Below are 23393 nucleotides of genomic sequence, written 5' to 3' on the forward strand. Positions count from 1 at the left end.
TAGACCCCCAGTCCTCTTCATTGTAACAGCCATGACAACATCTGTTAAACAGCAAAAAGCCCCAGCATTCAAGCTGAGGCTTCATGTACATCTAGATTTGGGTTACTTCTTAAGGCTATCCCATGTTTTCTGGAATTCTTCCAACATTTGATCCTTCGTATACTTCTTAGCCACATAACCTTGCATAATATCGCCGAATTTCTTACTGGATGCTTCTCCACCTGGGAATTTGAACCAGTTCCAGCTCAATGTTTTGCCAGCTTTGCTGTAAGCGATAATGTCTGCTGCTAATGGTCCAAGTACTTTCTCGTCAGCAGGAATGGATTTGAAAGCAGGGATAAACTTGAATTCGTCAGTGATATATTTTTTACCGATATCCGAAGTAACCATCCAGTTCAGGAATTTCTTAGCTTCATCTTTAACGGCAGAGTTTTTGTTAACTACCCAGTTATTCGGTACGCCTACGAACAATTTGTCGTTCGCAGTTGCATCATCGCTGATCGGCATTGGCAAGAAACCAATTTTGATATCTGGGTTTGTTTTCGTAATTTGAACTTGTGTCCAGTTACCTTGTTGCGTCATAGCCGCTTTACCCGTTGCGAAATCCGTAACTTGCGTGTTGTAGTCCGTTTGTAGAGGGTTTTTGTTACCGTATTGCAATTGCAGGTCGAACAATTTTGCCCATTGGTTGAACACTTCATTACCTGTAATTTTCGCTGTTCCTTTGTTCAAGCCATCGATGAACGCATTCGGATCCTTCTGGTAAGCAAATGGAAGGTTCACGAAATGGTTACCAAGTACCCACCACTCAGCATAGCCAGTTTCAAAAGGAGTGATTCCCGCATCTTTCAATTTTTTAGCTGCTGCTTCTAATTGAGAGAACGTTTTTGGAAGCTCTGTGATGCCTGCTTTGGCAAATAGATCTTTATTGTATTGGAAGCCGTAACCTTCAAGGTTAAGGGGTTGACCGTATAGTTTTCCACCTTTGGTCATTGGCTCTTTCGCAACGTCTACAAGATCTTTCACCCATGGTTGATCGGATAGATCTTCCAAGTTATCGATCCATTTATCAAGATCCGTGAAACCACCGTTGTTGAAGATATCCGGTTTGTCGCCTGCGTTAAACTTCGCAAGAAGCGCTGCGCCGTAGTCAGCTCCACCGCCGACAGTGTCGACTTGGATTTTCACATTCGGATTCAGCTTCTGATATTCTTGCACCATTTTACCAAGCTGATCTGCAATCTCTACTTTGAATTGGAAAATTTTAATCGTAACTGGCTTGCCGCTTGCAGCAGGCGTTGTTGTTGCTGTTGATGCACCAGTCGTTGGAGCAGGACTTGCTGTCTCTTCTTTTTTCCCGCAACCAGCTGCTAGTACAGATAAAGATAATACTGCTGCTACTGAAACCATTGTTAATTTTTTCATGTAGGTAATGCCTCCCTTTAACTTGTATCTTCCTATGATCTCGCTTAACTTGCTCTTGCCTTGCTTCCTTACATGATTCATTGTAAACACTTACATGCTGGCTTAACACCGAGTATATTGAACATAAAGGTGGAATATCTTGCACATATTTGCAATTCTGTCACCCTTTTACTGAACCCGCTGTAATCCCTTCTACGATATGTTTCTGTAAGAACAAGAAGAAAATGACGATCGGCAATACGCTGAGTGTTAACCCTGCAAGCGCCAAATCCCATTGTTTCGTATATTGTCCAAAGAAGGAGAACGTAGCAAGCGGAATGGTCCGCAGTTCCGGGTTACCTAATACGAGAGATGGAAGCAGATAGTCATTCCAAATCCATAAGCTGTTCAAAATAATGATGGTAATCGACATCGGCTTCAGCAGTGGAAATACGATTTTCCAAAAGACGCCGTATGCTGAACTGCCATCTACTTTGGCCGACTCCTCAATTTCCAGTGGAATGGATTTGATGAAGCCATGATATAAGAACACATTTAAGGAAACCCCAAATCCATAATAACACGCAACCAATCCTAGCTTGCTATCCATAAAGCCTACTTGGCTTGCAACACGAACGAGCGGAATCATGATCGACTGAAACGGAATGACCATCGCTGCAACGAATGCTAAGAAAACAAGGTTATTGAATCGACTTGCCTTTCTCACCATGCGATAAGCTGCCATCGAAGAGATGACCACGAGCCCCACATTGGCTAAAACGGTAATGAACAAGGAGTTGAAGAACGCTTTAGGAAACTTCATAATGCTCCATACCTTGGTGTAGTTATCCAAGTAGAGAGAGCTTGGCAATTTGGCTGTATTCGCTGCTAATTCGGGAAACGTCTTTAAGGAATTTGCGATAACAAAGTAAAACGGAATCAAGAACAGCAAGGCAACTAGAATGCCTAGAACTTCAAGGGCGAATAATCGTCCACTATACTTTTTGACAGTAGCCATTAGACCTCAACCTCCTTGCGCTTGGTGTACATCACTTGGACGGTTGAAATGATGGCAACCACGATGAAGAATACGAGAGCTTTGGCCGTACCTAAACCATACCGATTATTACGGAAAGCTTCTTGATAAATATTAATGGACACTGACTCTGTGGAATTGAACGGTCCGCCTTTGGTTAAGGAGAAGTTCAAATCAAAGATTTTGAATGACCACGAAATCGTCAAGAACAAACACACAGTGACAGCCGGCATGATAAGCGGTACAATGATGCTCCGCAGCACTTGCATACGGGAGGCCCCATCAATATAAGCTGCTTCCAGCATATCCTTTGGAACATTCGACAAGGCGGCTATGTAAATAATCATGAGATATCCAGCGCCCTGCCACACACTAACGATAACGATTGCCCAGAAAGCTGTCGGCGAATCACCTAACCAAGGCAGTTCGAAGAAACCGATACCCGTGAGATTGCCTAGGGTTGCAAACCCTTTTACAAAGATAAACTGCCAGATAAAACCGAGCAATAAACCACCAATGACGTTAGGCATAAAAAAGATTGTACGCAATACATTTCGCGTTTTCAGCGATTGTGTGAGCAGTAAAGCGAGCAGGAAGCCAACGAGGTTCGTCAGAATCACGTTCGTCACCGTCAAGCGTGATGTAAAGTTAAAAGCATTGCGATAATCCTTATCATGGAATAAGATTTGCTTGAAATTCTCAAGTCCATTGAAAGTTACTTTGGTTGTTACGCCATTCCATTCGGTAAACGAGTAATAGATGCTCATCAGAAATGGAACCAAGACCACGATGCCAAAAAAGACTAACGCAGGCCCGATAAATACCCATTGCTGAAGCCATCCGGAAAGCATTCTTTTTGTTTTCACTGGGAAGTCCCCCTTACCATTTCTGCTACTATACTCCAAGTATAGAGTGCCGCAGTACCCCAAAACACAGACGATGGTGACGCATTAGGTGGAATTTGTTGACCTCTCCTGCTACAATGTAGGGGAAAATCCCAATACAGAAACCGAGCTGATGAAGCGTGATACGACACAGTATCCGTAATAAATTGATCTTATTTCTACTGATTGCTACTCTCGTTCCCTTCCTAACCTCCCTTGGCGTCTCTTATTTCTTCACCAAACAGAAGGTGACTGAAGATACATTGACCAACAACTCTGCTCTGCTTTCACAAGGTAAAACAAATCTCGTGAACTATTTGGATGGGGTGGTTCAAGCCTCCTCCACCATTTATACAGGCAGGAATATTGCTGAGCTCGGCCAATTTTATGAGATCATTCAAACGCAGCCCGAGATTAACTATCAGAGCGATAAAGTGATCAAGAGTGGTCTGCAGGTCATGTCACATTCGGTTAAAGAAATCAAGCAAATTTACCTGTATGCCTCCGTTAGCAACAGTTCTTTCCTTACCCACAATGACATTCAAGTCAGCACGGCTGGTAAATATGAGGGACTGAAGCCGTTCCCTGCGGGCAAGCTTGTGTATTTCGAAATCAAGCATCAGAACAATTTGTATGGCATGTCACTCTCTGCCTATTCTCCCCCATCACCAGTAATTTCTATGCACCGTAACATCATGTACTCGCCTAGCAATCAATCCATTGGTGAGCTGATTATTGATCTGAATTTGGACCTCGTTTCCGATATTTCGCAAGGCCTATTCACCCATGATCAAGAGGAACTCTACATATTAGATGAAACGGGACGTATCGTATTCGGTCCAGATCCGAGCAAATGGGGACTTCCATTAGACGATAATTGGGGGGAGGAAGCCGTTCACAGTCCCCTTGACAAGGGCAGCTATGAATGGTCGAAAGGTGCTTTTGCCGGAATTAATATGTATGAGAAAATGCGTACAGACTATCTCAATTGGACGATTGTTAAACGTCTTCCCTATGAGCAGCTCACCAAGAACGCTCGCCAACTGACTTTCATTAACGCCCTCATCCTTTCGTTCTCCATGCTGATCGTCATGGCAGGCACAGTCTATATTAGCATTCGTTTTACGGCTCCGATTAAACAACTGATTCGTTACATCACGCGCATTCAAACGGGACAAGCGGGTCTCGGTGATCATCAGAGTGACATAGACTTAGCACGGGTTGACGAAATGGGGATATTGGCGAATCGCTTCCATGGGCTTATGCAGGATTTGAATCAAATGGTGATGCGTGAATATCGGTTAGAGATAGCGAATAAATCGAATCAACTCATGGCGCTGCAAGCGCAAATTAATCCGCATTTTCTGAATAATGCCCTGCAATCGATCGGAACGTTGGCCCTTCAGCATGAAGCACCTAAGATATACACACTTATTAATTCCTTAGCTAAAATGATGCATTACAGCATGAACACGAACGAATCCGTCGTTCCTCTTCGCAAAGAAATTGATCATATTAAAGCGTATTTGGAGCTGCAGAAGCAACGTTTTGAACACCAATTTGATATTGTGTATGCAATTGAAGAAGAAACTCGGACCCTTTCTATTCCTAAAATGATTCTTCAACCGCTTGTCGAAAATTATTTCAAGCATGGTTTCAAACCTAGCCATACGCAAGACGTCGGTCTGTTGCACATCGAATCAGAGAAGCTGACTACGCCAGAAGGAGACTTCTTGAAGCTCACTGTGGCGGATAATGGTATCGGGATTACCGAGCAACGACTTCATGAAGTCCGTAGTCGATTGAAAGCCTCATCCGTTACAGATGATTCCTATATCGGTTTACGCAACGTTCTGACGCGCATCCAGCTCTATTTCAATGATGACGCAACTTTAGAGATTGACCATGTCCATCCCCAAGGCGTGCGGATCGTTATTCATATTCCGATGAAAAAGGGAGTTACCCCAAATGAAAGTATTACTCGTTGATGATGAGAAACACGTGCGCGATGCCATCCGATTACTCGTGAATTGGAAGCACTATGGGATAGACACCATACTCGAAGCGTCAGATGGAGAAGCAGCGACTGCCCTGGTTAGCAGGGAGCATCCCGAGATTATAATGACCGACATGATGATGCCCATCATGAACGGTGTCAAGCTGCTAGAATGGCTGCATCGCCATGCGCCTGATGCCAAGACCATCGTCATCAGCGGTCACGACGACTTCTCGTTATTGCGGCACACCGTGAAGTATGGTGGCACCGATTATATTTTGAAACCGATTGATCCGGATCAGTTAAACGAAGCTTTGGACAAAGCGATTCAAACTTGGCTCAAGGATGAGGAGATGCGACATGCCAATCGGGAGCTGAATATCGAGGTTAACCAATTCAAACCGATTTACTGGGATAAGCTGCTTTCCGCGTTAATTGTCGAACCCGGCAACTACGAATCAGTGGCTGACCAATTGGAGCGTGAGCTTCATTTATCGCGAAGTGTTGCAACCTGCCGTGTTGCGATTCTCTCCTTAGATACCATGGAAGCTAGTATCAAAAATAAATTCAGTCAAAATATCGATCTTCTCCTCTTTTCTTTTATCAATATTTGCAACGAATTTCTTGTTCCGCATAAGCGCGGCTTCGCCTTCAGGCATTTGCATAATTCGAATGAAATTGTGCTACTGATATGGTCAGCTCCGGCTATGGCTGAAGAACTGTTGGCATCGATAAATGATGGTATTCGCACCGCTTTGCATGCCCGTGTAGATTTCGGGATTGGCAGCAGCCATACCTTTCCTGGTCATTTGAAGCTATCCTATCAAGAAGCACGAGATGCCCTGCGGCAGCGTAACCTAACTACCAAAGAAACGTGGATTCATACCAACTGGCTCCCGAACAAGGGATCTCAGTCGACGCTCACTTTCCACCAATTTGAAGAGCAAATTCATCTTGCCTTGCGCAGTGGAAATGTCGAGCAAATCCAAGATATCGTTGGGATCTGGATCGACGCCATCAAGAGCTGTGAAGTCATTACGCCTGCGCAACTTGAGCATTGGTGGGGAGAATACCGGGTGATGATGCGCCGCTGGACCCAGCAATTAATACCGGAAAGCCGCGAGGAAGACATACAGCCACTACTTCTTGAAGATAACGCAGCTTCAATTATTACACTGGATGAGAAAGGCATCTTGTCCCTTTCCCTCTGGCAGCAAGAGTTGACCCGCAGTCTCATTCAAGTTTCCAAGCTCCATCTGGAGAGTCAACACAAAGATAACAATGTGATTTTCGAAATCGCTAGCTTCCTAGAAAAACATTATCATGAGGATATTTCGCTTGCGGATATCGCTAGTCGTTTCTATCTTAGCCGTGAGTATATCTCTCGTAAGTTCAAACAAGAGTTTTCCGTCAATCTCTCTGATTATTTGGGCCAAATTCGGATGAGCAAAGCCAAGGTGCTGCTCTGCAATCCCAACCTTCGCATTTCCCAAGTTGCTGAGATGGTTGGATATCAGGATGAAAAGTATTTCAGCAAAGTATTCAAAAAAATGTCGGGTATGACCCCCGGAGAATATCGAAAAACAGCGAATTCTATCTAAAGTTCTGAGAAAATAAGGGAATATGCTATACTAGTCCTAAGAGGTGATTTTCATGAGTATGCCCATTGAGAACGCAACGGCGAATTCTTTTCCCCGCACGTCGAAAGCAACCAGGGTGAAGAAGAAAACGTATGTCTTCCTATTCGTGGGTTGGGTCATGCTGATCGCAGTCGGAGTAACAGCTACGATGATGTACACAGAACATCTACGGCAACAAATATCAACCGATATCGCACAGCAAACCCAGCAGCAATTACAAGTCATTCAACAAGATTATCAGAATCAAGTCTCTCAATTGAAGGACAGTGTGTCCACCGATATGAAGGCTTTGCAAGCCAAGGTAGATTCATTGAATGAACTACTGGCTTTCACCAAAGATAGTGCTAACAGCAAGACCGATAATAGTAATCAACTGTATACGCAGCTCGCTGACGTGAAGAAGAAATTGGATGAGCTGACCAAGAATCTGGATGTGTTGAAATAATGACAGCGAGTTCGATTCAGCAAATCAATCGTGTTATGTTGCTGGCCTGCGCACCCTTCCTGGGTATGCTGATTTGGCTTCTCTTCGTCTCCCTGGATATTTCCATCCCAGTCAAGTCGCCGGTTGCTTCAACACCGATCAGTCTCTCGCAAGAGACGACCACTTTAAACAACCTGTTGACTCAGGCGAATTCAGATGCGGTCCAAACGAAAACGATTATTCAACAGTATTTCCAACTGTACGAGAAGAGTACAGCAGAAGTTACCGCTATGCTCCAAAGCGCAGCTTCCCAAATCGCTAGACCCGGACTTATCTATGATGCACGAATTACAGCTAAGCTTGGCAGTCCGATTCGCCAGGCCACATCAGGCAATATCGACATTCAGCTGTTCGCTTTGAATGAAAAACATTATTCAGGTTATGCTCTTAAAGTAAACCTCAAGAGCGATAAAGCGATCAAGCTCGTATTGGGTAATGATAAGCTCGGCTCTAGTGAAACGACTTTAGCCGCAGCTTCGCGCTATGGCGCTGTTGTTGGCATTAACGCAGGCGGCTTCGCGGACGATAACCGCGGCAAACGTTATCCCCTCGACACGACAGTGATGAACGGGAAATATGTCAACGGCTTCTTCCCCACCAACAATGACACAGCCTTCATCGGTTTGAACAAGGATCGCAAGCTAATCGGTGGCAAGTTCAGCTCGCAGTCGGAGCTCGACAAGCTTAACCCGCTGATGGGTACAACCTTCGTTCCTGTCCTGATGAAAAATGGCAGCAAGACGTCCATCCCGTATCAGTGGCAAAGCTCGCCAGCACGAGCAGCGCGAACCGTAATGGCCAACTATAAGCATGACCAGCTCTTATTCCTTGTGACAGATGGCTACGACGAGAGCGGCAATTCAGGAGCTACGCTTGCTGAATTGCAAGATAAAATGGTGCAACTAGGTGTCGTAGATGCTTATAACTTGGATGGCGGTGGCTCAACTACGCTTGTGTGGGGTGGAAGCGTGATTAATCGCCCATCCGATGGTAGACTTCGACCGCTTGCTACGAATCTCTTGTTTTTCAAATGACCCAAATTATTCACACAATATTCGTTTCTTTTTTGGGGATGGTTGGGTATAATAAGCCTTAACTATGTGCTTTAATGATCTTCACCTATAGGGGACGCTTACGAAGTTAGTTTTCTGTCGGAAACTTTTAGGAGGTGCAGCAATGTTCGGTTTATCCACCACATTTTGGCTCGTTAATTCCGTTTTTCTATTATTTATCGTCGCTATGTTGACAGCTTCCTATAACGAGGACAAAACAAAGGGTCTTTAAAAACCAAGAAAAAAGCATCGTCTTCTCCAGTTGGAGAAAGCGATGCTTTTTCTTTTTAACTACTAGGCTCTCGCCTTAAGCAGGTTCATTTCAGTTACACAAACGCCGCAAATATAACGTTCTTTGAATTCACTGACACTTTCCATGCTACCGCAAAATACACATTTCGGACGATATCTCTCGAGAATGATATGGTCTCCCTGTACTAGAATTTCGACAGGATCTCCCTCATTCATTTGGTATCGCTTACGTAACGATTTGGGTAATACGATTCGTCCCAATTGATCGACTTTACGTACGACTCCAGCTGGCTTCATCATAGGACTTCACCTCTCTCTTCCCAGACGTTTTCTACAATTCCGGCAATTTCACTTCGACTCACTTTTTCGTATCGAGCTTACGGATATTATTCGCCGTGAACAATGAAACTCCTTCTGTGAAACCTGCAAAATCTTTCTTTTCTTGTCATGCCTGTCGGTTAATTACCAATATTTGTAGGTCGACAGTCTCCCTACTCCAGACCTACAAATCCCGTTTGGCGTAATCCTTCATATAGAATAATGGCCGCAGAGTTGGAAAGATTCAATGATCTTACGTTATCTGACATCGGTAACCGAATTAACGTATCTGGATGCTGACGAAGCAGCTCTTCTGGCAGCCCTTTGGTCTCTTTACCAAACACGAAGAAATCCCCATCTTGGAAGGCAAAATCAGAGTAACGTAGACTTGCTTTCGTTGACGCAAAGAAGAATCTATGACCTTCGTATGCTGCCATCACTTCATCAAAAGAATCATAATAATGAATGTTGACCGAATGCCAATAATCTAAGCCCGCACGTTTCAGCGTCTTATCATCGGTGTCAAAGCCAAGGGGTCTCACCAAATGAAGATGAGCACCTGTTGCCGCACATGTGCGTGAAATATTGCCTGTGTTGGCAGGAATTTCGGGTTCTACTAATACAATATGAAAAGCCATCTTTATACATTCACCTCATTCTCTATCCTATTATACCCTGTTTTCGATTGCAATTTAACACTGGGTTAACTTTATCTTAATATCACGATGATAGAGGTACGTCATACTAGAAGTATCCTCCATTAAAAGGAGCCTTGCTAACAATGAAAAAGAAGATATTAATTGTTGATGACGAACCTTCCATCTCCATGCTCATTGAATTCAACCTAAAGCTTGCCGGCTTTGAAGTACATTGCGTATTCGACGGAGAAGCTGTCTTCAGTGCCATTCAATCTTTCCGTCCTGACCTCATCGTTCTCGATCTCATGCTGCCCAAAATGGACGGCTTACAAGTATGCCGCAAGTTGAGAAGCCAGAATAACCTCGTACCGATTATTATGTTAACGGCTATGCAAGATCTTACTGACAAAATAGCCGGACTGGATAATGGTGCGGATGATTACATGACGAAGCCTTTCTCACCGCTCGAGCTTGTCTCTCGCATTCAAGCGATTCATCGCCGTATACAGACCCTGCCTTCTACGACAGAAGAAGCCCCGATTGCCATCGGCCAAATCTCTGTCAAAGCCGAGCAACGGGAAGTGACAATGAATGGCGCACCAATCGAGTTGACACCGAAAGAATTCGAACTGCTTCTCTTTCTCTGTAAACATCGTGGGAAAGTGCTTAGTCGACAACAACTGCTTCACGGTGTGTGGGACTACCATTTCCTTGGGGACACGCGCATCGTTGACGTCCATATCTCTCATCTTCGTGACAAGATTGAGCAAAATGCACGTCACCCCGAATATATCATGACGATCCGCAACGTCGGTTATAAATTGACTGAACCCGTCATTAAAGAGTCCTACGCTTAACAATCACTTGTTACACCTTTCTTTGTTTGCATGGCCATTGGATATTTCCATGACGCCAAATGCCAAACAAAGAAAGGTGTTTTTGTTGTTAACTATAACAAATTCTTGTTCTTCCCTTTGGTAGCCAGTACGAAATAAACCAAGAATACAAAGCACACCACAGCAATAAATCCAAACCCACCGAAAATGTCCATGTTTGCAGAAAAATAACCGAAACCCATCCCGATCACACTAAGTGCGGCATTCTCCCCCAGTGACTGAAAAGAACCCAGCGTCGCTCGCATGGATGAATCAATCCCATGATGCAAATATCCAGCGGTTAGCGGTTCCAGCACGCCTGCGAACAAACATATAAAACCGATCACGGCCAACCCGCTATAGTCTCGTACTAGGGAAATATACAGAAAACTAACCGCTAACGCTAGCATTGCGCTGGTAAGCAGGAACCTGTAGCTGAGCCACCCTTTGACCCAGTAAGCCAGAAGATTACCAGGTAGACGAAGCAAGAAAATAGCGGCAGAGAACATCCCGAAATAGAAGACTGGTATGCCCAAGCGATCCAAGTAGGTCTGCCAGAATTCGTCAATAAAGCTAATCGCAGCACCTGTCACCATGCCAGATAACAATACAAGTCTCACACCTGGATGATCGCGGAAAAAGCGCAACGAAGCGCTCACAAAGGTTCGAATAGGAATCGGCTGTTCAGCATCTTCATTACCTTTGGCTACACGAGGTTCAACTAATGTGAGCGTAAAACACAGGGCAATCACCGCGCTCCCCAGCGATATCCAGTAATTCAGTTCAAAGTCAATGCGGCTTCCCAGAAAGCTTCCGCATAGCGCCGCTATCATGACAGCGCCTATGTCTAGCGCATTGAGCCGGCCCTGAATCTTCTCGAACAATTCCTCTTTCCCCTCTGATAAGAGAGAGTCGTACAGCAGGGCTTGATCCGCCCCACTACTCGCTGAATGTCCTACTGCTGCAAGAAATACGACAAGGGCAAAATGCCAGAATTCCGTCGCGAACACTAGGATTAAAAACTCACAGCACCCCATGAGCGCTGCAACGATGAGCATCTGCTTTCTGCCCCATTTGTCAGCGATTATGCCTGTGGGTACCTCTAATAAAACGATCGTAATTGCGAAAATAATTTCCGTGTACACAACCATCTGAATGGTCATGCCCCGTTCTTCCCAGTATAGCCTCTCAATAACATAAGCAGGAATGAGATGGGAAACGAATTGAATCACATATAACTTCCGTATATTTAGCAATAAACTCATGTTCAGAACCCCTTTCTTCTCGTAGATTGACTTGATTCCAACCTAAGAAGAAAGGAGGTGCTCGTGAACATCTAACTACGAAGGCTTAACAGGGAGGTCTTGTGTGTGGCATATCATCCACTCCTTTATGAGAATCATTCTTCTTTCTCCATTTTACCATACAGAATTCTCATCCAGAAGAAAAAGAGCACTCCTTAAAAGGAAAGTGCTCTGGTAGGAACATTTACATGTCATGCTTGATCCGATTACTATTGACCTTTCAGTTCTGCTGCGGCTTGCTCAGCTTGCTTGTGCTCGAGTGATTCGGTCAAGCGCTCTTTACTCATGAGAACCGCTGCTACGACAGCGAGAGCCGTAGGGATCAGCGCCCACATGAATGTATAGGAAATCGAAGATGATAATCCTGCTGTGATTTTATCTAGGACAGGTGTCGGGATTTGGGTACGCATGTCAGGTGCCAGAAGTACCCTAGGGTCACTAAACGCTGGATTGTCTGCCATGTTCCCTTGCCCACTTCCAGCGAAAATGTCTTTGAGCTTCGCTGTAAAATCATTCCGTTGAATGATGCCGAATAACGTAATCCCTAAAGTCATACCTAGGGATCGAACGAAGGACACAGTTGCATTCACCGATCCCCGTTGTGATGGATCAAAGTGATGGATCGCTGCATTGGAAAGGACGGAGAAGCTCGCACCGATCCCAACACCAACGACGATCATGCACATGGTCACATACAAGCGGCTAGTATCCGGGCCAAGCTGAGTTAGCATGAACATACCTGCGGCTAGAACCACAACAAAGATCATCATAATGTTCCGGTACGGCATCTTGTTCATTAAGAAACCGCCGCCTACCGCTGAGAATACTGAACCAACCATCATTGGCAATAAAACGAGTCCAGAGTTCGTAGCTGTTCCACCAAGTACCCCTTGAATATAAATCGGGATATACACAGATGCCGTAATGAAGCCCATCCCGCTCAATAAGCCAAGTGCATTACTCGTCGTAAACAACCGTATCTTAAACATTGGAAATGAAATAATCGGTTCAATGACTTTTCTTTCAATAAAGATAAAGCAAATCGTTAGTACAGTGAAAGCAGCAAACAGTCCAATAATTAAGCTGGAATCCCATGCATATTTATTCCCACCAAGCTCAAGAGCAAACATCATGCTGACAACGGCACCAACAAGTGTAACAGCCCCCCACCAGTCAATCTTCTGCTTCGTATGAATCGGTGATTCTTTGTAGTTGATCGCAATGAAAATAAGAGCCAAAATACCAAGAGGAATATTGACATAGAAGACCCAATGCCAGTTAATGTAATCCGTAATATAGGCGCCAAGCAACGGTCCAAAAATACTGGATAAACCGAACACCGCACCGAACAAACCACCTAACTTCCCACGTTGTTCAACCGGTACCGTATCAAACATGATGGTGAACGCAATCGGAATCAATGCACCACCACCGATCCCTTGTAGTGCTCGATAGATACTAAGCTGTACAATGCTTTCTGCCGTTCCACACAATATGGAGGCTATCAAAAAGACAATTAATCCAAAAATGAAAAATCGTTTGCGCCCGAACATATCGGACAGCTTACCAAAAATCGGCATACCCGCCATTTCGGCGACCATATAGGCCGATGTTACCCATACGAACTTATCCAATCCACCAAGATCTCCTACAATGGTTCCCATCGCTGTCGCAACTATTGTATTATCCATGGACGCCATTAACATGGCCAAGAGTAGACCTGCTAGAACGAAGCCTACTTTGTTTTTTGAACTCGTCATTCTTACACATTCCTTTACGATTTGTTTGACTTCATACAGCATAACTTACAGGCTGCCTCTTACACTTACATCTTGCGTGATTCCTTCACAATGGCATCCTTCTTCTTCTCTAGGTGTACCTTGTATTCAACCAGTCCAACTTCACAACCAGGACCGATGACGACTTGGTTGCCGCGAATAACATTCACTCTCGTATGTTCCACGTAGATATCGTCCCCTTCAATAACCGAAACCACTAGCTTGGCATGGGGTGAGGGTCTGAAGAAGAGGCTAAATGGATGAAGTAGCCTTGCTTTGCGAATTCTAATTTTCTCTCCGCCAATCTCTTTCGCCGTTGAATCTTGGAAAATCCTAATGTTGATTGCGCCTGCGTTAAGCAGCCCTCCAACATCAAACATCCCCTTTAGATGAAACACATCGACTTCACAATCCCCTCCTGTAGCAATATGCCCATTAAGCGCAATCTGAGTGCCTTGCATATGGCCTTTCACTTCAACCGTCCCTGATCCAGTAAGTGTGCCAATTACGGCATCACCACTGATACTCACTGTCCCCGAATTTTTCATTTTATCGCTTCGCACATTTCCCGTCAATGCAAAGGTGCCCACAATTCCCGCTTGACCCGCCTGTAAATTGCCTTCCATCTCTAACGTTCCGACACATTTCATATGCTGGCATGTCATATCGCCTTCAACGATGCCTTCACCTACAATTTTCACTCGATCATAGAGGCCGCCTGCCGCGGTGGAGCTACCCGTAATCCTCAAATTACCAATTGACGAACGTTTGTTTGCATCTATTCGCATTATACATCAATCCCTCCTCTCATTGCTACACTTTTTCACTGCGTTTCACCTTAGATCGCTTATCTTGCTCGAATTTGGCCGTATATTCAATGAGCCCGATTTCACATCCAGGTCCAATTGTAATATCTGCTCCCCTGACTACATCAGCCGTTGTATATTCCAAGTATATATGGTCGCCTTCGATCGTTTGGGCTGACAAATGATTACCGATAGCCAGCGGCAGCATCTTCAACCAACTTGCCAAGCCAATACCTCGCTGTTTGCGTATCTGTATGCGTTCTCCGCCAATCTCAGCAATTCTGCAGTGCCCATGCAGGGTGACTACGATTGTGTCTGCATTCAGTGTGCCTACCTGCAGCTTACCATTAGCATTAAACTTCTCGGCCTCACAATTGCCCGTTATCGTCGAAGCACCGTTTATTTCAAGGCTCTCGCCCGCATAATTGCCATCAATCTTCACCTTGCCATGAATTCGGGTGCGCATTGCTCTGAGATTCCCCAGAATCGTTAATGTACCATGCATTTCCGCCGTTTCAGTTGTGATGCTACCATTCACTTCTGCTCGCCCATTTAGCGTAAAATCGGAGCATGTAACGTCGCCTTCCAATCGTCCCATACCGTCAATTTTAACCGTTCGAAAGTTCCCGCCATTGGAAGATCCTATTCCGGAGATCAACAATTTACGCTTAAATTCTGCTGTTTGCATAGGGATCACCTCCTTACAGTGTTGATATTTTCAGCTTTAATTCTTCAATTTTCTTCGCCACCTTCACGCGGAGCACAACCTTCACGCCTTGCTCGAAGAACAACTCACACCCTGTCGTAACGAGCAGAACCAGACTCAAGCCCATCTTACGTATAAAAATCAAATCGCACGGCTTGCCTTCAAACTTGGCATATTGCTCTTTCATCGTCAGCAGCAAGTGTTTCCCTTCTTCGAGCGTCACTTCACCGGATTGCAAGCAATCCTCTAGCAGGAATAGAAACAATGTTTCCTCAAAGCTGAATACCGCCGTCGCTTCCAAAAAAGGAGATGCATGCTCAACCGTTTGCAGAGAAACAATGTTTCGTTTAATAAGCTCTAATTTGTCTATTTTCATATCACTAGGAACGATAGAGAACACATCTGCTAATTCATCCAGTGATAAATCATCTTTCATATTTACGATTTTATCGATACGCGCAAGCATCTGCCCCTTCGGGAAGAACGTTTCCTGCCCCGTAAACGCTGATTTCCGTATAAACCATTCCTCTGGAAGCAAATTCTTGCGTTTCCAACGGTATAATTGACCATAAGATATCCCAGTTAGCTCGAGCAGCTCTTTTTTCGATATCAAATCTTCGTCCAACGTACATCCCTCCCTCGCTACTTCAATCTAACATAACATTGTTACGTCGTAAATCAGCCTTGAGACTGAACTGGAGGGTGAGCTAAAGGAGGAGCTCGATACTACAAACGGAACTAGATACAATAAACAAATAAACTGGGTTTGGTGGGTTTCAGAGTTTCGGAAGGGCTGGTTGGTTTCACACTTGTATTAACTGGAAAATATACAGTTATTTGAGTGGAATTCCCCCGAAATTTCTATTTAACTGTAAAATATGTAGTTAAAACTGCCTCTTTCGTTCAGATTAGGCAATTTGGTTAAAATTAACTGGAGGTTTTCCATCTATTCTGTGTTTAGGCAGAAATTCTCAAAAATTAACTGGAGAAAATCCATTTATTCATCTGGAGCACACGATATTAACCAAACTTCGACTAACCAACATACTTTACTCTGCAAACATCTTCTCTCTGCTCGTAAACAGTGTCATTGGGGAGAAATGTTACGGGTTACGCAGATTGCGGTGGATTACAGTGGGGTCAGTGGGGTCAGTGGGGTCAGTGGGGTCAGTGGGTTCGGTGAATTGCGGAGATTCGGAGGGGCTGGTTGGTTGCCCACTTGTATTAACTGGAAAAATACAGTTATTTGAGTGAAATTTCCCCAAAATTTCTATTTAACTGTAAAATATGTAGTTAAAACTGCCTCTCTCGTTCAGATCAGGTAATTTGGTTTAATTTAACTGGAGGTTTTCCATCTATTCAGTGTTTAGGCAGAAATATTCAAAAAATAACTGGAGAAAATCCATTTACTCGCCTGGAGTACACGATATTTACCCTAACTTCTACCAACCAACCTATCTACTCTGCAAACATTTATCTACTTCTACTCCATCTCACCAACCAGCAGCACCTCCCCCATCATTTCCATACATTTGAACAAACAAAAACCACTCAGTCTCCCAGGTGGTTTGTCTTTCATCTATTTACTAGCATGTTAAAATACAAAGTCATCGTCCGTTAGCGCTTCAACGTGAATCGTGCGCACATAACCATTGCCTTTTTTGGAGAAAAAGTCATGCTGCTTCGTCTTCGTGCTCAGACCGTTCAACACGATCGGGTTGATATCCTCTTCCGGGAACATCGGTTCCACGCCAAGGTTCATGAAAGCTTTATTCGCGTTATAGCGAAGGAATGCTTTCACTTCTTCGGCTAGACCCAGCGGTCCGTAGAGGCTATCCGTGTAGCCTTCTTCATTCGCATGAAGCTCTTTCAGCAGCGCACAAAGCGTCGCGTAAGCCTCGTCTTGCTCCACTGGACTAAGCTCCGCGTAGACCTCTTGTGCCAACACGCCGATGTACAACCCGTGGATGCTCTCATCACGCAAGATCAAGTCAATGATCTCGCCGCTGCTCGTCATTTTACCCTGTCCAGCCAAATACAACGGATAATAGAAACCGCTATAGAACAAATAGCTTTCTAGCAGAACAGACGATGCCATCGCGAGATACAGCTCTTTGGTCGTATTAATATTTTCATAATAATGTGAAATCTTATTCGCCTTAAACTGCAGGTGTGGATTGCGCTCCACCCATTGGAACAGCTCGTTAATCTCTTCTGTCGTTGACAGCGTAGTGAAAATCGAACTGTAAGACTTCGCATGAATCTGCTCCATCATTCCCATGAAGCTAAGCACAGCTTTGCGCTGCAGCCCATCCACATGCTCCAGAATCTTCGGCATTCCGACGCCGCCTTGCATCGTATCCAGTAAAGTCAGACCGCCTAGCACCTTCATGTACAGCTCGCGCTCTTGTCCACTTAAGGTAATCCAGGACATCTTATCATCCGACAACGGAATTTCTTCATCTGTCCAGAATTGCATAATATTTTGATTCCAGAACGTTATTGTAAAATCATCATCCGGACGGTTCCAGTTCACCGCTTTTTTGACGATGGGTTTATTGATGGTTGGTGCACTTGTCATGAATGGTAGTCCCCTTCCTCATTATACGGAGCAGCTTACACATTCCTCAACGGATAGCTGATTGGTTCGTGTGTAATAGAGCGATTTAAGTCCTTTGTGTGCCGCATACAGGTATAATCTAGCAAGTTGTCTTGTCGAGACATCACTATTTACGTGTAAAATGGTCGAGATCCCTTGATCCACATGCGTCTGAATTTCCGAGATGAGGTCAAGAATCTTAAATTGATCCATTTGATAGGCAGATTTATAGTAGAAGAAATTGTCACGTGCCATGAATGGCATCGGATAATACGTAGTCGAATTCGCATACGTACGCGTCTCAATCGGTTCAACGATCGGCATCACGCTGGACGTTGAATTTTGAATATACGAGATACTTTGCGTCGGCGCTACAGCCAAACGATACGCATGATACAGACCGTGTTTCTGAACGTCCGCTTGCAAAGCTTTCCAATCGCTAGGCGATGGAATCGGCATGCCTTCGAATAATGCTTTCACTTTGTCTGACAGTGGACGGTAATCTGTTTCGATATAACGGGTAAAATAGTTCCCATTCGCATACTCCGATAGCTCAAAGCCTTCGAACGTTTGCCCGGATTCTTTGGCAATCTCCATACTTTTCTCGATGGAATAGAAATTCATCGCTGCGAAGAAGGTGCGAGCGAAATCTCTAGCCTCGGCACTCTCGTAAGCAATTTTGTTCTTGGACAAATAACCATGCAAGTTCATCACGCCAAGACCGACAGAGTGCAGCTCACGGTTCGCTTTGGCAACACCTGGCGCATTATGGATCGTCGTCATATCACTCACGGAAGTTAAGGCGATCATGCCTTCGTGCACGGTCTCGCGCAGCTTTTTACGATCCATGACATTGGCAATATTCATGGAAGCTAGATTACAGGAGATATCGCGAAGAATGGTGTCTTCTTGACCATAATCATTGATTTCGGACGTTTCCTGCAATTGGAAAATCTCTGTACATAGATTGGACATCTTGATCGTCCCAATCCCCTTCAGAGCATGATCCTTATTCGCATTCGTACGATTCATCATATATGGATAACCGGATTCCAGTTGAGTTGTCGCAATTTTGGTCAGCATATCACGAGCATTCATGATTACTTTTTTCTTTACCTTCGGGTTCGCTAGAAGTTCATCGTACATTTCATCCATATCTAGATCATCCATATGCTTGCCATAGGCCTGCAAAACAGTGTAAGGCGCGAAAATATGTAGAGGTTTATTCTCCTCCGCCAGCTTATAAAATTTATTAGGAATAATAAGTCCAATGGAAAGAGTTTTCAAACGGGATTTCTCATCCGCGTTAATCTTCTTGCTATCTAGGAACTCCATAACGTCCCAGCCAAAAATGTTGTAATACGCCGCGCCTGAGCCCTTGCGTTGACCCATTTGATCCGCATAGGAGAACGCATCTTCCATTAACTTAAGAACAGGAATAATGCCTTTCGCTGCGCCCTCAACGCCTTTGATCGTTTCACCGCGCCCACGAAGCTTCGACAAGTTCACGGCTACACCGCCGCCAATTTTGGAAAGCTGCATGCACGTTGCTAATACATAGTTGATGGAATTCAAGGAATCGTCCATTTCTAATAAGAAGCACGATACTAATTCACCGCGACGGCTCTTGCCTGCGTTCAAGAACGTAGGTGTCGCTGGCTGCAAGCGTTGCTCCATCATGGATAGGGCAAGCACGCGTGCGGTTTCTGCGTTTCCGCGGCCTAAGTACAGGGCTACGATCGCTACGCGATCAGGGAAATGCTCCAGGTATAACGTCTTATCATCACTGCGCAAAGCATAGTCTGTATAAAATTTCGAAGCTGCCATATACGATGCGAACTCGAATTGATTGTCATGTGCTACTTGATATACGCTGTTTACTTCATCTTCTGTGTAGTTGTCATAAACGTTCTCATAGAAGTTGTTGTCGATCATATAACGAACCTTCGAAGAGGTATCGGGGAATGTTAGGCTTCGGCTGTGGACTTCCTGAATGAACACCTTAACAGCTTCTTTATCCTTCTCTAATTGAAAAAAACCATCCGTACCGCGTTGCATTAATTCATTATTAAGTTCAATGTGCCGCAATTGCTTGTACCCCCTGAACAAATCGTTCTACATCATTTTTAGTGCCGGATAATTCAAATTTCGTTAAAACGGGAACATCATAAAGTGCTGAGATCGTATCTGCGCTTTTGGCGAAGCCGTCTCCCCAGTTGCGATTGCCGCTTGCTGCTACGCCTTGAAGACGAGAGGAATTACTTTCTAGGAAAGAAGCTACCTTGGGAGGAATCTGTCCAAAACCAGTTGTATACGTCACGAGTACGAATGGCTCGTCCATCGTCATCGCTTCCTCTATTTGTACCGCGGGCATCTGGAGCTTCGCAATAAAACGGCGAACATTTCCAGTCTTCGAATCGTAAGCAATCAACATAGCTTCCGTCTCCTATCATTGTCAATTCTCTCTATCTTGTGCCATCACTAGCGAGCAACCTATATGTAGTAAAGATACCAATTCTATCGTCTGTCATTCGCGAGTTCATCTACTCATGAATCGACAGAATCTGCATTTCATTTACGACTCCGTAAGTGGTCTAAAAAGGCTTGAAACCTGCGGTTTCACTCCATTTTCGGCTCGATTTGAGCCTTCGGCTAGCAATCTCGCAATGCGCTTTTTATCACGACATCTAGTTGATAGATTCAAATTTATATCAATATATTGTGTTTGTCAACGAGCAAAACGACCTATTTACAATTCCAAAACACCAGATCCTAGGCGGGGCGTGGCTCGATGGGTTTAGAAAAAATATTTTCGATTTTTACTTGATTTTTTCGAATATGTCGAAATGACTAGAGCCGTTCTCCTCTACTAGATCTAGTTCTATCTTACCCGCCATTCACCGTCTTCAAACCGTCTCAGCGACCCCCTAGAGGCTTCTTAAGCTTTCGTTCGAAACAATATGCCTCAAAACCAAAAAAAGCTATTCACGCGCACACGAGGGTGCCATGAATAGCTTTTGGATTGGATTAGCTGTTGCGCTTTTGGAAATCCGTCATGAAATCAGCGAGTGCTTTACATGATGCATACGGAACAGCGTTATACGTGGAAGCACGTAAACCACCGACACTGCGATGACCTTTCAATCCAACGAACCCTTGCTGCTCGGTTTCTTTAATGAACTTCTTCTCCAGCTCTTCATCTTGCAAGCGGAACGTAATATTCATTGCAGAACGGCTTCCTAGATCTACGGGTCCACGGTAGAAGCCATTGCTGCTATCAATTGCGCTATAAATAAGGCCAGATTTTTCCACATTATTCTTCTGAATAACCGTCAATCCGCCTTGCTCTTCAATCCATTTCAATACGAGATTCACCATATAAATGGAATAGGCTGGTGGCGTATTGTACAAGGAATTATTTTTGCTATGCGTTTCATAACGCATCATGGTTGGGATTGTTTTGGGCAAATCAACCAGCAAATCGTCTTTGATAATCGCAACAGTCACACCAGACGGTCCAAGGTTCTTCTGTGCTCCTGCATAGATCATGCTGAATTTCGAAACGTCAACTGGCCGGCTCAAGATATCACTGGACATATCACCGATCAAAGGAATGTTGCCTGTTTCCGGGAAGCTTTGGAATTGTGCACCCTCAATCGTCTCGTTGGATGTGATATGTAAATAAGCTGAATTGGGATCTAGCTTAATTTCATCTAGTGCTGGAATTTTCATAAATTTCTGTTCTTTCGAACTTGCCGCAAGAGAAACTTCTCCGAAGAGTGCCGCTTCTTGTACAGCCTTCTCAGCCCAAGCGCCTGTCAGAACGTAGCTGCCAATCTTGCCTGGCTTCAAGAAGTTCATAGGGATCATGGAGAACTGAGAGCTCGCTCCGCCCGTTAAGAAAAGAATTTGGTAACCATCTGGAATACCGAAGATACGCTTCAACAACGCTTGTGTTTCATTGTGCACTTGCTCATATTCCGAACTACGGTGAGAAATTTCCATGATGGACATGCCAATGCCTTTAAAATCAACAAACTCTTCTTGTGCTCTCTGAAGTACTTCGAGAGGTAAAGCCGCAGGCCCTGCGTTAAAGTTATAGGCCCTGTTTCCCATGAGTGACCACACCTTTGCTTTTGTATTATGGCTATGATAGCAATATTCTGTGCAAGCATCAAGTAAAACCTCAAACAGGCTCTACAGAACTTGTCAGAATTCCTCGATAAATCGCTACCATTTCTTCCAGCTTCATACGCACAAGCCCGCTAGATGACGGGCAGACATAATCAACAACGCCTTCAACCATCGGCTGTGCCTGACTTCCCCAAGAGATGCCTCTTCGGCCACTATACTGCTCATAGACACCCTTACCCACGAAACAAACAATCTTGGGTCGGTACGCCTCAATTTTCGCTTTCAGAATCCGCCTGCCCTCGCGATATTCATCTGCCGTAATTTCCGCAGCAGTCAATGAGGGGCGTGCCACAATATTCGTAAAGCCATAACCGATTTCAAGCAGATCGCCATCCTCTTGCGGCTTGTAGAGTCTTGGTGTTATCCCCGCTTGGAACAGGATACGATAAAATCGATTGTTCGGATTCGCATAATGATGCCCGGTTTCCCCTGATCGAATGCTCGGATTATAGCCTACGAAGAGAATTTGCAACCCCTCAGCCAAATGATCTGAAATTGCCGCTAGTTCCATCCATGCACCTCCCCATTTTGCCTAACTTCCTTTTCTTTATCATACTGTACCTTATAAATGTATCCAAAGTGTGTAAAAATACAAACAACCAAGTCCAATGACTTGGTTGGCTGAATCCGCTTGCGTATGAGGTTCATTATATTACGCTTTTGTTGGTCCCGCGAGCTGTTCGGCAAGTTGGAGGAAAGAACCCACAACACGACGAACTCGCTTATCGACATCTGGATGAATGTCGTCGAAGTGGACGTCTTCGCGGAAGCTCTTACGTTGGTCTCCACCGATTGAAATCCATTCTGGACTGTTAATCCCATGTAGGTTACGGACGGTCGTCTGCATCTGTGTCAGCGAGCTGACAGCAACTGCTCCACCTGAGGAGCTGACGGACAGCACAGCTTTGTTATGGAAATGATCCTGTCCAACATGATCAAGTGCATTCTTGAGCACACCGGACATACCACTGTGATACTCAGGCGTTGCCAAGACAATTGCATCGGCAGACAACATGGCCTGTTTAAATGTATCAAGTACTTGATGATTATCAGCATCATCTGGTGTATAGAAAGGTAATGGTGTCTTATATAAATCAATCAACGTGACTTCGTGTTGATCCTGTGTGGCCAGATACTGAATATATGTGGCAAGTCTTGTACTCGTAGCCGCCTTTTGGTTGCTTCCTGCAACAATCGTAATCTTCATTATAAATTCTTCCTTCCACAACTAAATTATTTAACGTAATTATACCTGACATTTCCAATTTGTATATACTTATTTATAATTATTATAATTAAAATCCAAACAATGGATAAAATCGAGTAGGCCCATGCGCATTTGCATGGGCCTCTCACAGATCCGGACATGCGGGTCATCGCATCCGGCTCTTCCAGTATTATCCCCGCTGGGGATGAAGTTCTTTGTA

At 44.5% G+C, this 23393-nt stretch carries 21 protein-coding genes; 5 read left to right on the forward strand and 16 right to left on the reverse strand.

Annotation, left to right across the window (positions count from 1 at the left end; all coding sequences use genetic code 11):
- Positions 1 to 102 precede the first annotated feature (102 nt).
- From AC58PV_RS25705 to AC58PV_RS25715, 3 genes are all read right to left on the reverse strand, one after another.
- Positions 103 to 1425, reverse strand: coding sequence for an ABC transporter substrate-binding protein (locus AC58PV_RS25705; RefSeq protein ID WP_497435462.1), 1323 nt, complete (start codon positions 1423 to 1425; stop codon positions 103 to 105).
- 160 nt (positions 1426 to 1585) lie between these two features.
- Positions 1586 to 2422 carry a carbohydrate ABC transporter permease gene (locus AC58PV_RS25710; protein WP_497435465.1) on the reverse strand — a complete coding sequence of 279 codons (837 nt, stop codon included), beginning with the start codon at positions 2420 to 2422 and terminating at the stop codon, positions 1586 to 1588.
- The gene (locus AC58PV_RS25715; RefSeq protein ID WP_497435492.1) at positions 2422 to 3291 is read right to left on the reverse strand and encodes a carbohydrate ABC transporter permease; all 870 of its coding nucleotides are present in this window, start codon (positions 3289 to 3291) and stop codon (positions 2422 to 2424) included. Before AC58PV_RS25715 ends, AC58PV_RS25710 begins: the two co-directional genes overlap by 1 nt.
- Positions 3292 to 3464: 173 nt before the next feature.
- On the opposite strand from AC58PV_RS25715, the gene AC58PV_RS25720 reads away from it, so the two are divergent.
- Genes AC58PV_RS25720 through AC58PV_RS25735 form a run of 4 tightly spaced genes read left to right on the forward strand, consistent with a single transcriptional unit; the run spans position 3465 to position 8478 of the window.
- Complete coding sequence (locus tag AC58PV_RS25720; RefSeq protein WP_497435467.1) at positions 3465 to 5312, forward strand: cache domain-containing sensor histidine kinase; 1848 nt, start codon at positions 3465 to 3467, stop codon at positions 5310 to 5312.
- On the forward strand, positions 5293 to 6921 hold the full coding sequence (locus AC58PV_RS25725) for a response regulator (protein WP_497435468.1): 1629 nt from the start codon (positions 5293 to 5295) through the stop codon (positions 6919 to 6921). The genes AC58PV_RS25720 and AC58PV_RS25725 overlap by 20 nt, the downstream gene beginning before the upstream one ends.
- Positions 6922 to 6973: 52 nt before the next feature.
- Entirely contained in the window at positions 6974 to 7405 is a 432-nt protein-coding gene (locus AC58PV_RS25730) for a hypothetical protein (RefSeq protein ID WP_497435470.1), read from the forward strand.
- Positions 7405 to 8478 carry a phosphodiester glycosidase family protein gene (locus tag AC58PV_RS25735; RefSeq protein ID WP_497435471.1) on the forward strand — a complete coding sequence of 358 codons (1074 nt, stop codon included), beginning with the start codon at positions 7405 to 7407 and terminating at the stop codon, positions 8476 to 8478. The genes AC58PV_RS25730 and AC58PV_RS25735 overlap by 1 nt, the downstream gene beginning before the upstream one ends.
- A gap of 312 nt (positions 8479 to 8790) precedes the next feature.
- Here the strand turns inward: AC58PV_RS25735 and AC58PV_RS25740 are convergent, their stop codons facing one another.
- Positions 8791 to 9045, reverse strand: coding sequence for an AbrB/MazE/SpoVT family DNA-binding domain-containing protein (locus AC58PV_RS25740; protein ID WP_056624765.1), 255 nt, complete (start codon positions 9043 to 9045; stop codon positions 8791 to 8793).
- A 194-nt stretch (positions 9046 to 9239) separates the two neighbouring features.
- Entirely contained in the window at positions 9240 to 9704 is a 465-nt protein-coding gene (gene trmL, locus AC58PV_RS25745) for a tRNA (uridine(34)/cytosine(34)/5-carboxymethylaminomethyluridine(34)-2'-O)-methyltransferase TrmL (protein WP_497435473.1), read from the reverse strand.
- A gap of 143 nt (positions 9705 to 9847) precedes the next feature.
- On the opposite strand from trmL, the gene AC58PV_RS25750 reads away from it, so the two are divergent.
- Complete coding sequence (locus tag AC58PV_RS25750; RefSeq protein WP_497414036.1) at positions 9848 to 10561, forward strand: response regulator transcription factor; 714 nt, start codon at positions 9848 to 9850, stop codon at positions 10559 to 10561.
- A 92-nt stretch (positions 10562 to 10653) separates the two neighbouring features.
- Here the strand turns inward: AC58PV_RS25750 and AC58PV_RS25755 are convergent, their stop codons facing one another.
- The 11 genes from AC58PV_RS25755 to AC58PV_RS25805 all read right to left on the reverse strand — a co-directional run bounded on the left by AC58PV_RS25755 (position 10654) and on the right by AC58PV_RS25805 (position 23173).
- Entirely contained in the window at positions 10654 to 11844 is a 1191-nt protein-coding gene (locus AC58PV_RS25755) for an MFS transporter (RefSeq protein ID WP_497435474.1), read from the reverse strand.
- Between the two features lie 248 nt (positions 11845 to 12092).
- Entirely contained in the window at positions 12093 to 13643 is a 1551-nt protein-coding gene (locus AC58PV_RS25760; RefSeq protein WP_497435475.1) for an MDR family MFS transporter, read from the reverse strand.
- Between the two features lie 65 nt (positions 13644 to 13708).
- Complete coding sequence (locus AC58PV_RS25765; protein ID WP_497435477.1) at positions 13709 to 14449, reverse strand: hypothetical protein; 741 nt, start codon at positions 14447 to 14449, stop codon at positions 13709 to 13711.
- Positions 14450 to 14474: 25 nt separating this feature from the next.
- On the reverse strand, positions 14475 to 15155 hold the full coding sequence (locus tag AC58PV_RS25770; RefSeq protein ID WP_497435478.1) for a polymer-forming cytoskeletal protein: 681 nt from the start codon (positions 15153 to 15155) through the stop codon (positions 14475 to 14477).
- Between the two features lie 13 nt (positions 15156 to 15168).
- A complete protein-coding gene (locus tag AC58PV_RS25775; protein WP_497435479.1) occupies positions 15169 to 15798 on the reverse strand; it encodes a YhbD family protein in 630 nt (209 codons plus the stop codon).
- Positions 15799 to 16767: 969 nt separating this feature from the next.
- Entirely contained in the window at positions 16768 to 17754 is a 987-nt protein-coding gene (gene nrdF / locus AC58PV_RS25780; protein WP_068666037.1) for a class 1b ribonucleoside-diphosphate reductase subunit beta, read from the reverse strand.
- Positions 17755 to 17775: 21 nt separating this feature from the next.
- The gene (gene nrdE, locus AC58PV_RS25785) at positions 17776 to 19860 is read right to left on the reverse strand and encodes a class 1b ribonucleoside-diphosphate reductase subunit alpha (protein ID WP_497435481.1); all 2085 of its coding nucleotides are present in this window, start codon (positions 19858 to 19860) and stop codon (positions 17776 to 17778) included.
- Positions 19847 to 20206, reverse strand: coding sequence for a class Ib ribonucleoside-diphosphate reductase assembly flavoprotein NrdI (gene nrdI, locus AC58PV_RS25790; RefSeq protein WP_056609533.1), 360 nt, complete (start codon positions 20204 to 20206; stop codon positions 19847 to 19849). The genes nrdE and nrdI overlap by 14 nt, the downstream gene beginning before the upstream one ends.
- A gap of 593 nt (positions 20207 to 20799) precedes the next feature.
- Positions 20800 to 21888, reverse strand: a complete 1089-nt coding sequence (gene serC, locus AC58PV_RS25795; RefSeq protein WP_497435482.1) for a 3-phosphoserine/phosphohydroxythreonine transaminase — start codon at positions 21886 to 21888, stop codon at positions 20800 to 20802.
- Between the two features lie 70 nt (positions 21889 to 21958).
- Complete coding sequence (gene mug, locus AC58PV_RS25800; RefSeq protein ID WP_497435483.1) at positions 21959 to 22477, reverse strand: G/U mismatch-specific DNA glycosylase; 519 nt, start codon at positions 22475 to 22477, stop codon at positions 21959 to 21961.
- A gap of 141 nt (positions 22478 to 22618) precedes the next feature.
- Positions 22619 to 23173 (reverse strand): NADPH-dependent FMN reductase, encoded by a 555-nt coding sequence (locus AC58PV_RS25805; protein ID WP_497435484.1) that lies wholly within the window; start codon positions 23171 to 23173, stop codon positions 22619 to 22621.
- Positions 23174 to 23393 lie beyond the last annotated feature (220 nt).

The sequence above is a fragment of the Paenibacillus sp. J22FR83 genome, from assembly GCF_059691955.1.

What these genes read in the sequence shown, in the direction of transcription:
- nrdI (WP_056609533.1), bottom strand. Translation starts at nt 20,206, where the DNA reads ATGTTGATTGCTTACGATTCGAAGACTGGAAATGTTCGCCGTTTTATT.
- AC58PV_RS25770 (WP_497435478.1), bottom strand. Translation starts at nt 15,155, where the DNA reads ATGCAAACAGCAGAATTTAAGCGTAAATTGTTGATCTCCGGAATAGGA.
- AC58PV_RS25730 (WP_497435470.1), top strand. Translation starts at nt 6,974, where the DNA reads ATGAGTATGCCCATTGAGAACGCAACGGCGAATTCTTTTCCCCGCACG.
- AC58PV_RS25710 (WP_497435465.1), bottom strand. Translation starts at nt 2,422, where the DNA reads ATGGCTACTGTCAAAAAGTATAGTGGACGATTATTCGCCCTTGAAGTT.
- AC58PV_RS25750 (WP_497414036.1), top strand. Translation starts at nt 9,848, where the DNA reads ATGAAAAAGAAGATATTAATTGTTGATGACGAACCTTCCATCTCCATG.
- AC58PV_RS25740 (WP_056624765.1), bottom strand. Translation starts at nt 9,045, where the DNA reads ATGAAGCCAGCTGGAGTCGTACGTAAAGTCGATCAATTGGGACGAATC.
- AC58PV_RS25760 (WP_497435475.1), bottom strand. Translation starts at nt 13,643, where the DNA reads ATGACGAGTTCAAAAAACAAAGTAGGCTTCGTTCTAGCAGGTCTACTC.
- AC58PV_RS25725 (WP_497435468.1), top strand. Translation starts at nt 5,293, where the DNA reads ATGAAAGTATTACTCGTTGATGATGAGAAACACGTGCGCGATGCCATC.
- AC58PV_RS25755 (WP_497435474.1), bottom strand. Translation starts at nt 11,844, where the DNA reads ATGAGTTTATTGCTAAATATACGGAAGTTATATGTGATTCAATTCGTT.
- serC (WP_497435482.1), bottom strand. Translation starts at nt 21,888, where the DNA reads ATGGGAAACAGGGCCTATAACTTTAACGCAGGGCCTGCGGCTTTACCT.
- trmL (WP_497435473.1), bottom strand. Translation starts at nt 9,704, where the DNA reads ATGGCTTTTCATATTGTATTAGTAGAACCCGAAATTCCTGCCAACACA.
- AC58PV_RS25715 (WP_497435492.1), bottom strand. Translation starts at nt 3,291, where the DNA reads ATGCTTTCCGGATGGCTTCAGCAATGGGTATTTATCGGGCCTGCGTTA.
- nrdF (WP_068666037.1), bottom strand. Translation starts at nt 17,754, where the DNA reads ATGACAAGTGCACCAACCATCAATAAACCCATCGTCAAAAAAGCGGTG.
- AC58PV_RS25705 (WP_497435462.1), bottom strand. Translation starts at nt 1,425, where the DNA reads ATGAAAAAATTAACAATGGTTTCAGTAGCAGCAGTATTATCTTTATCT.
- AC58PV_RS25805 (WP_497435484.1), bottom strand. Translation starts at nt 23,173, where the DNA reads ATGAAGATTACGATTGTTGCAGGAAGCAACCAAAAGGCGGCTACGAGT.
- mug (WP_497435483.1), bottom strand. Translation starts at nt 22,477, where the DNA reads ATGGAACTAGCGGCAATTTCAGATCATTTGGCTGAGGGGTTGCAAATT.
- AC58PV_RS25765 (WP_497435477.1), bottom strand. Translation starts at nt 14,449, where the DNA reads ATGCGAATAGATGCAAACAAACGTTCGTCAATTGGTAATTTGAGGATT.
- AC58PV_RS25735 (WP_497435471.1), top strand. Translation starts at nt 7,405, where the DNA reads ATGACAGCGAGTTCGATTCAGCAAATCAATCGTGTTATGTTGCTGGCC.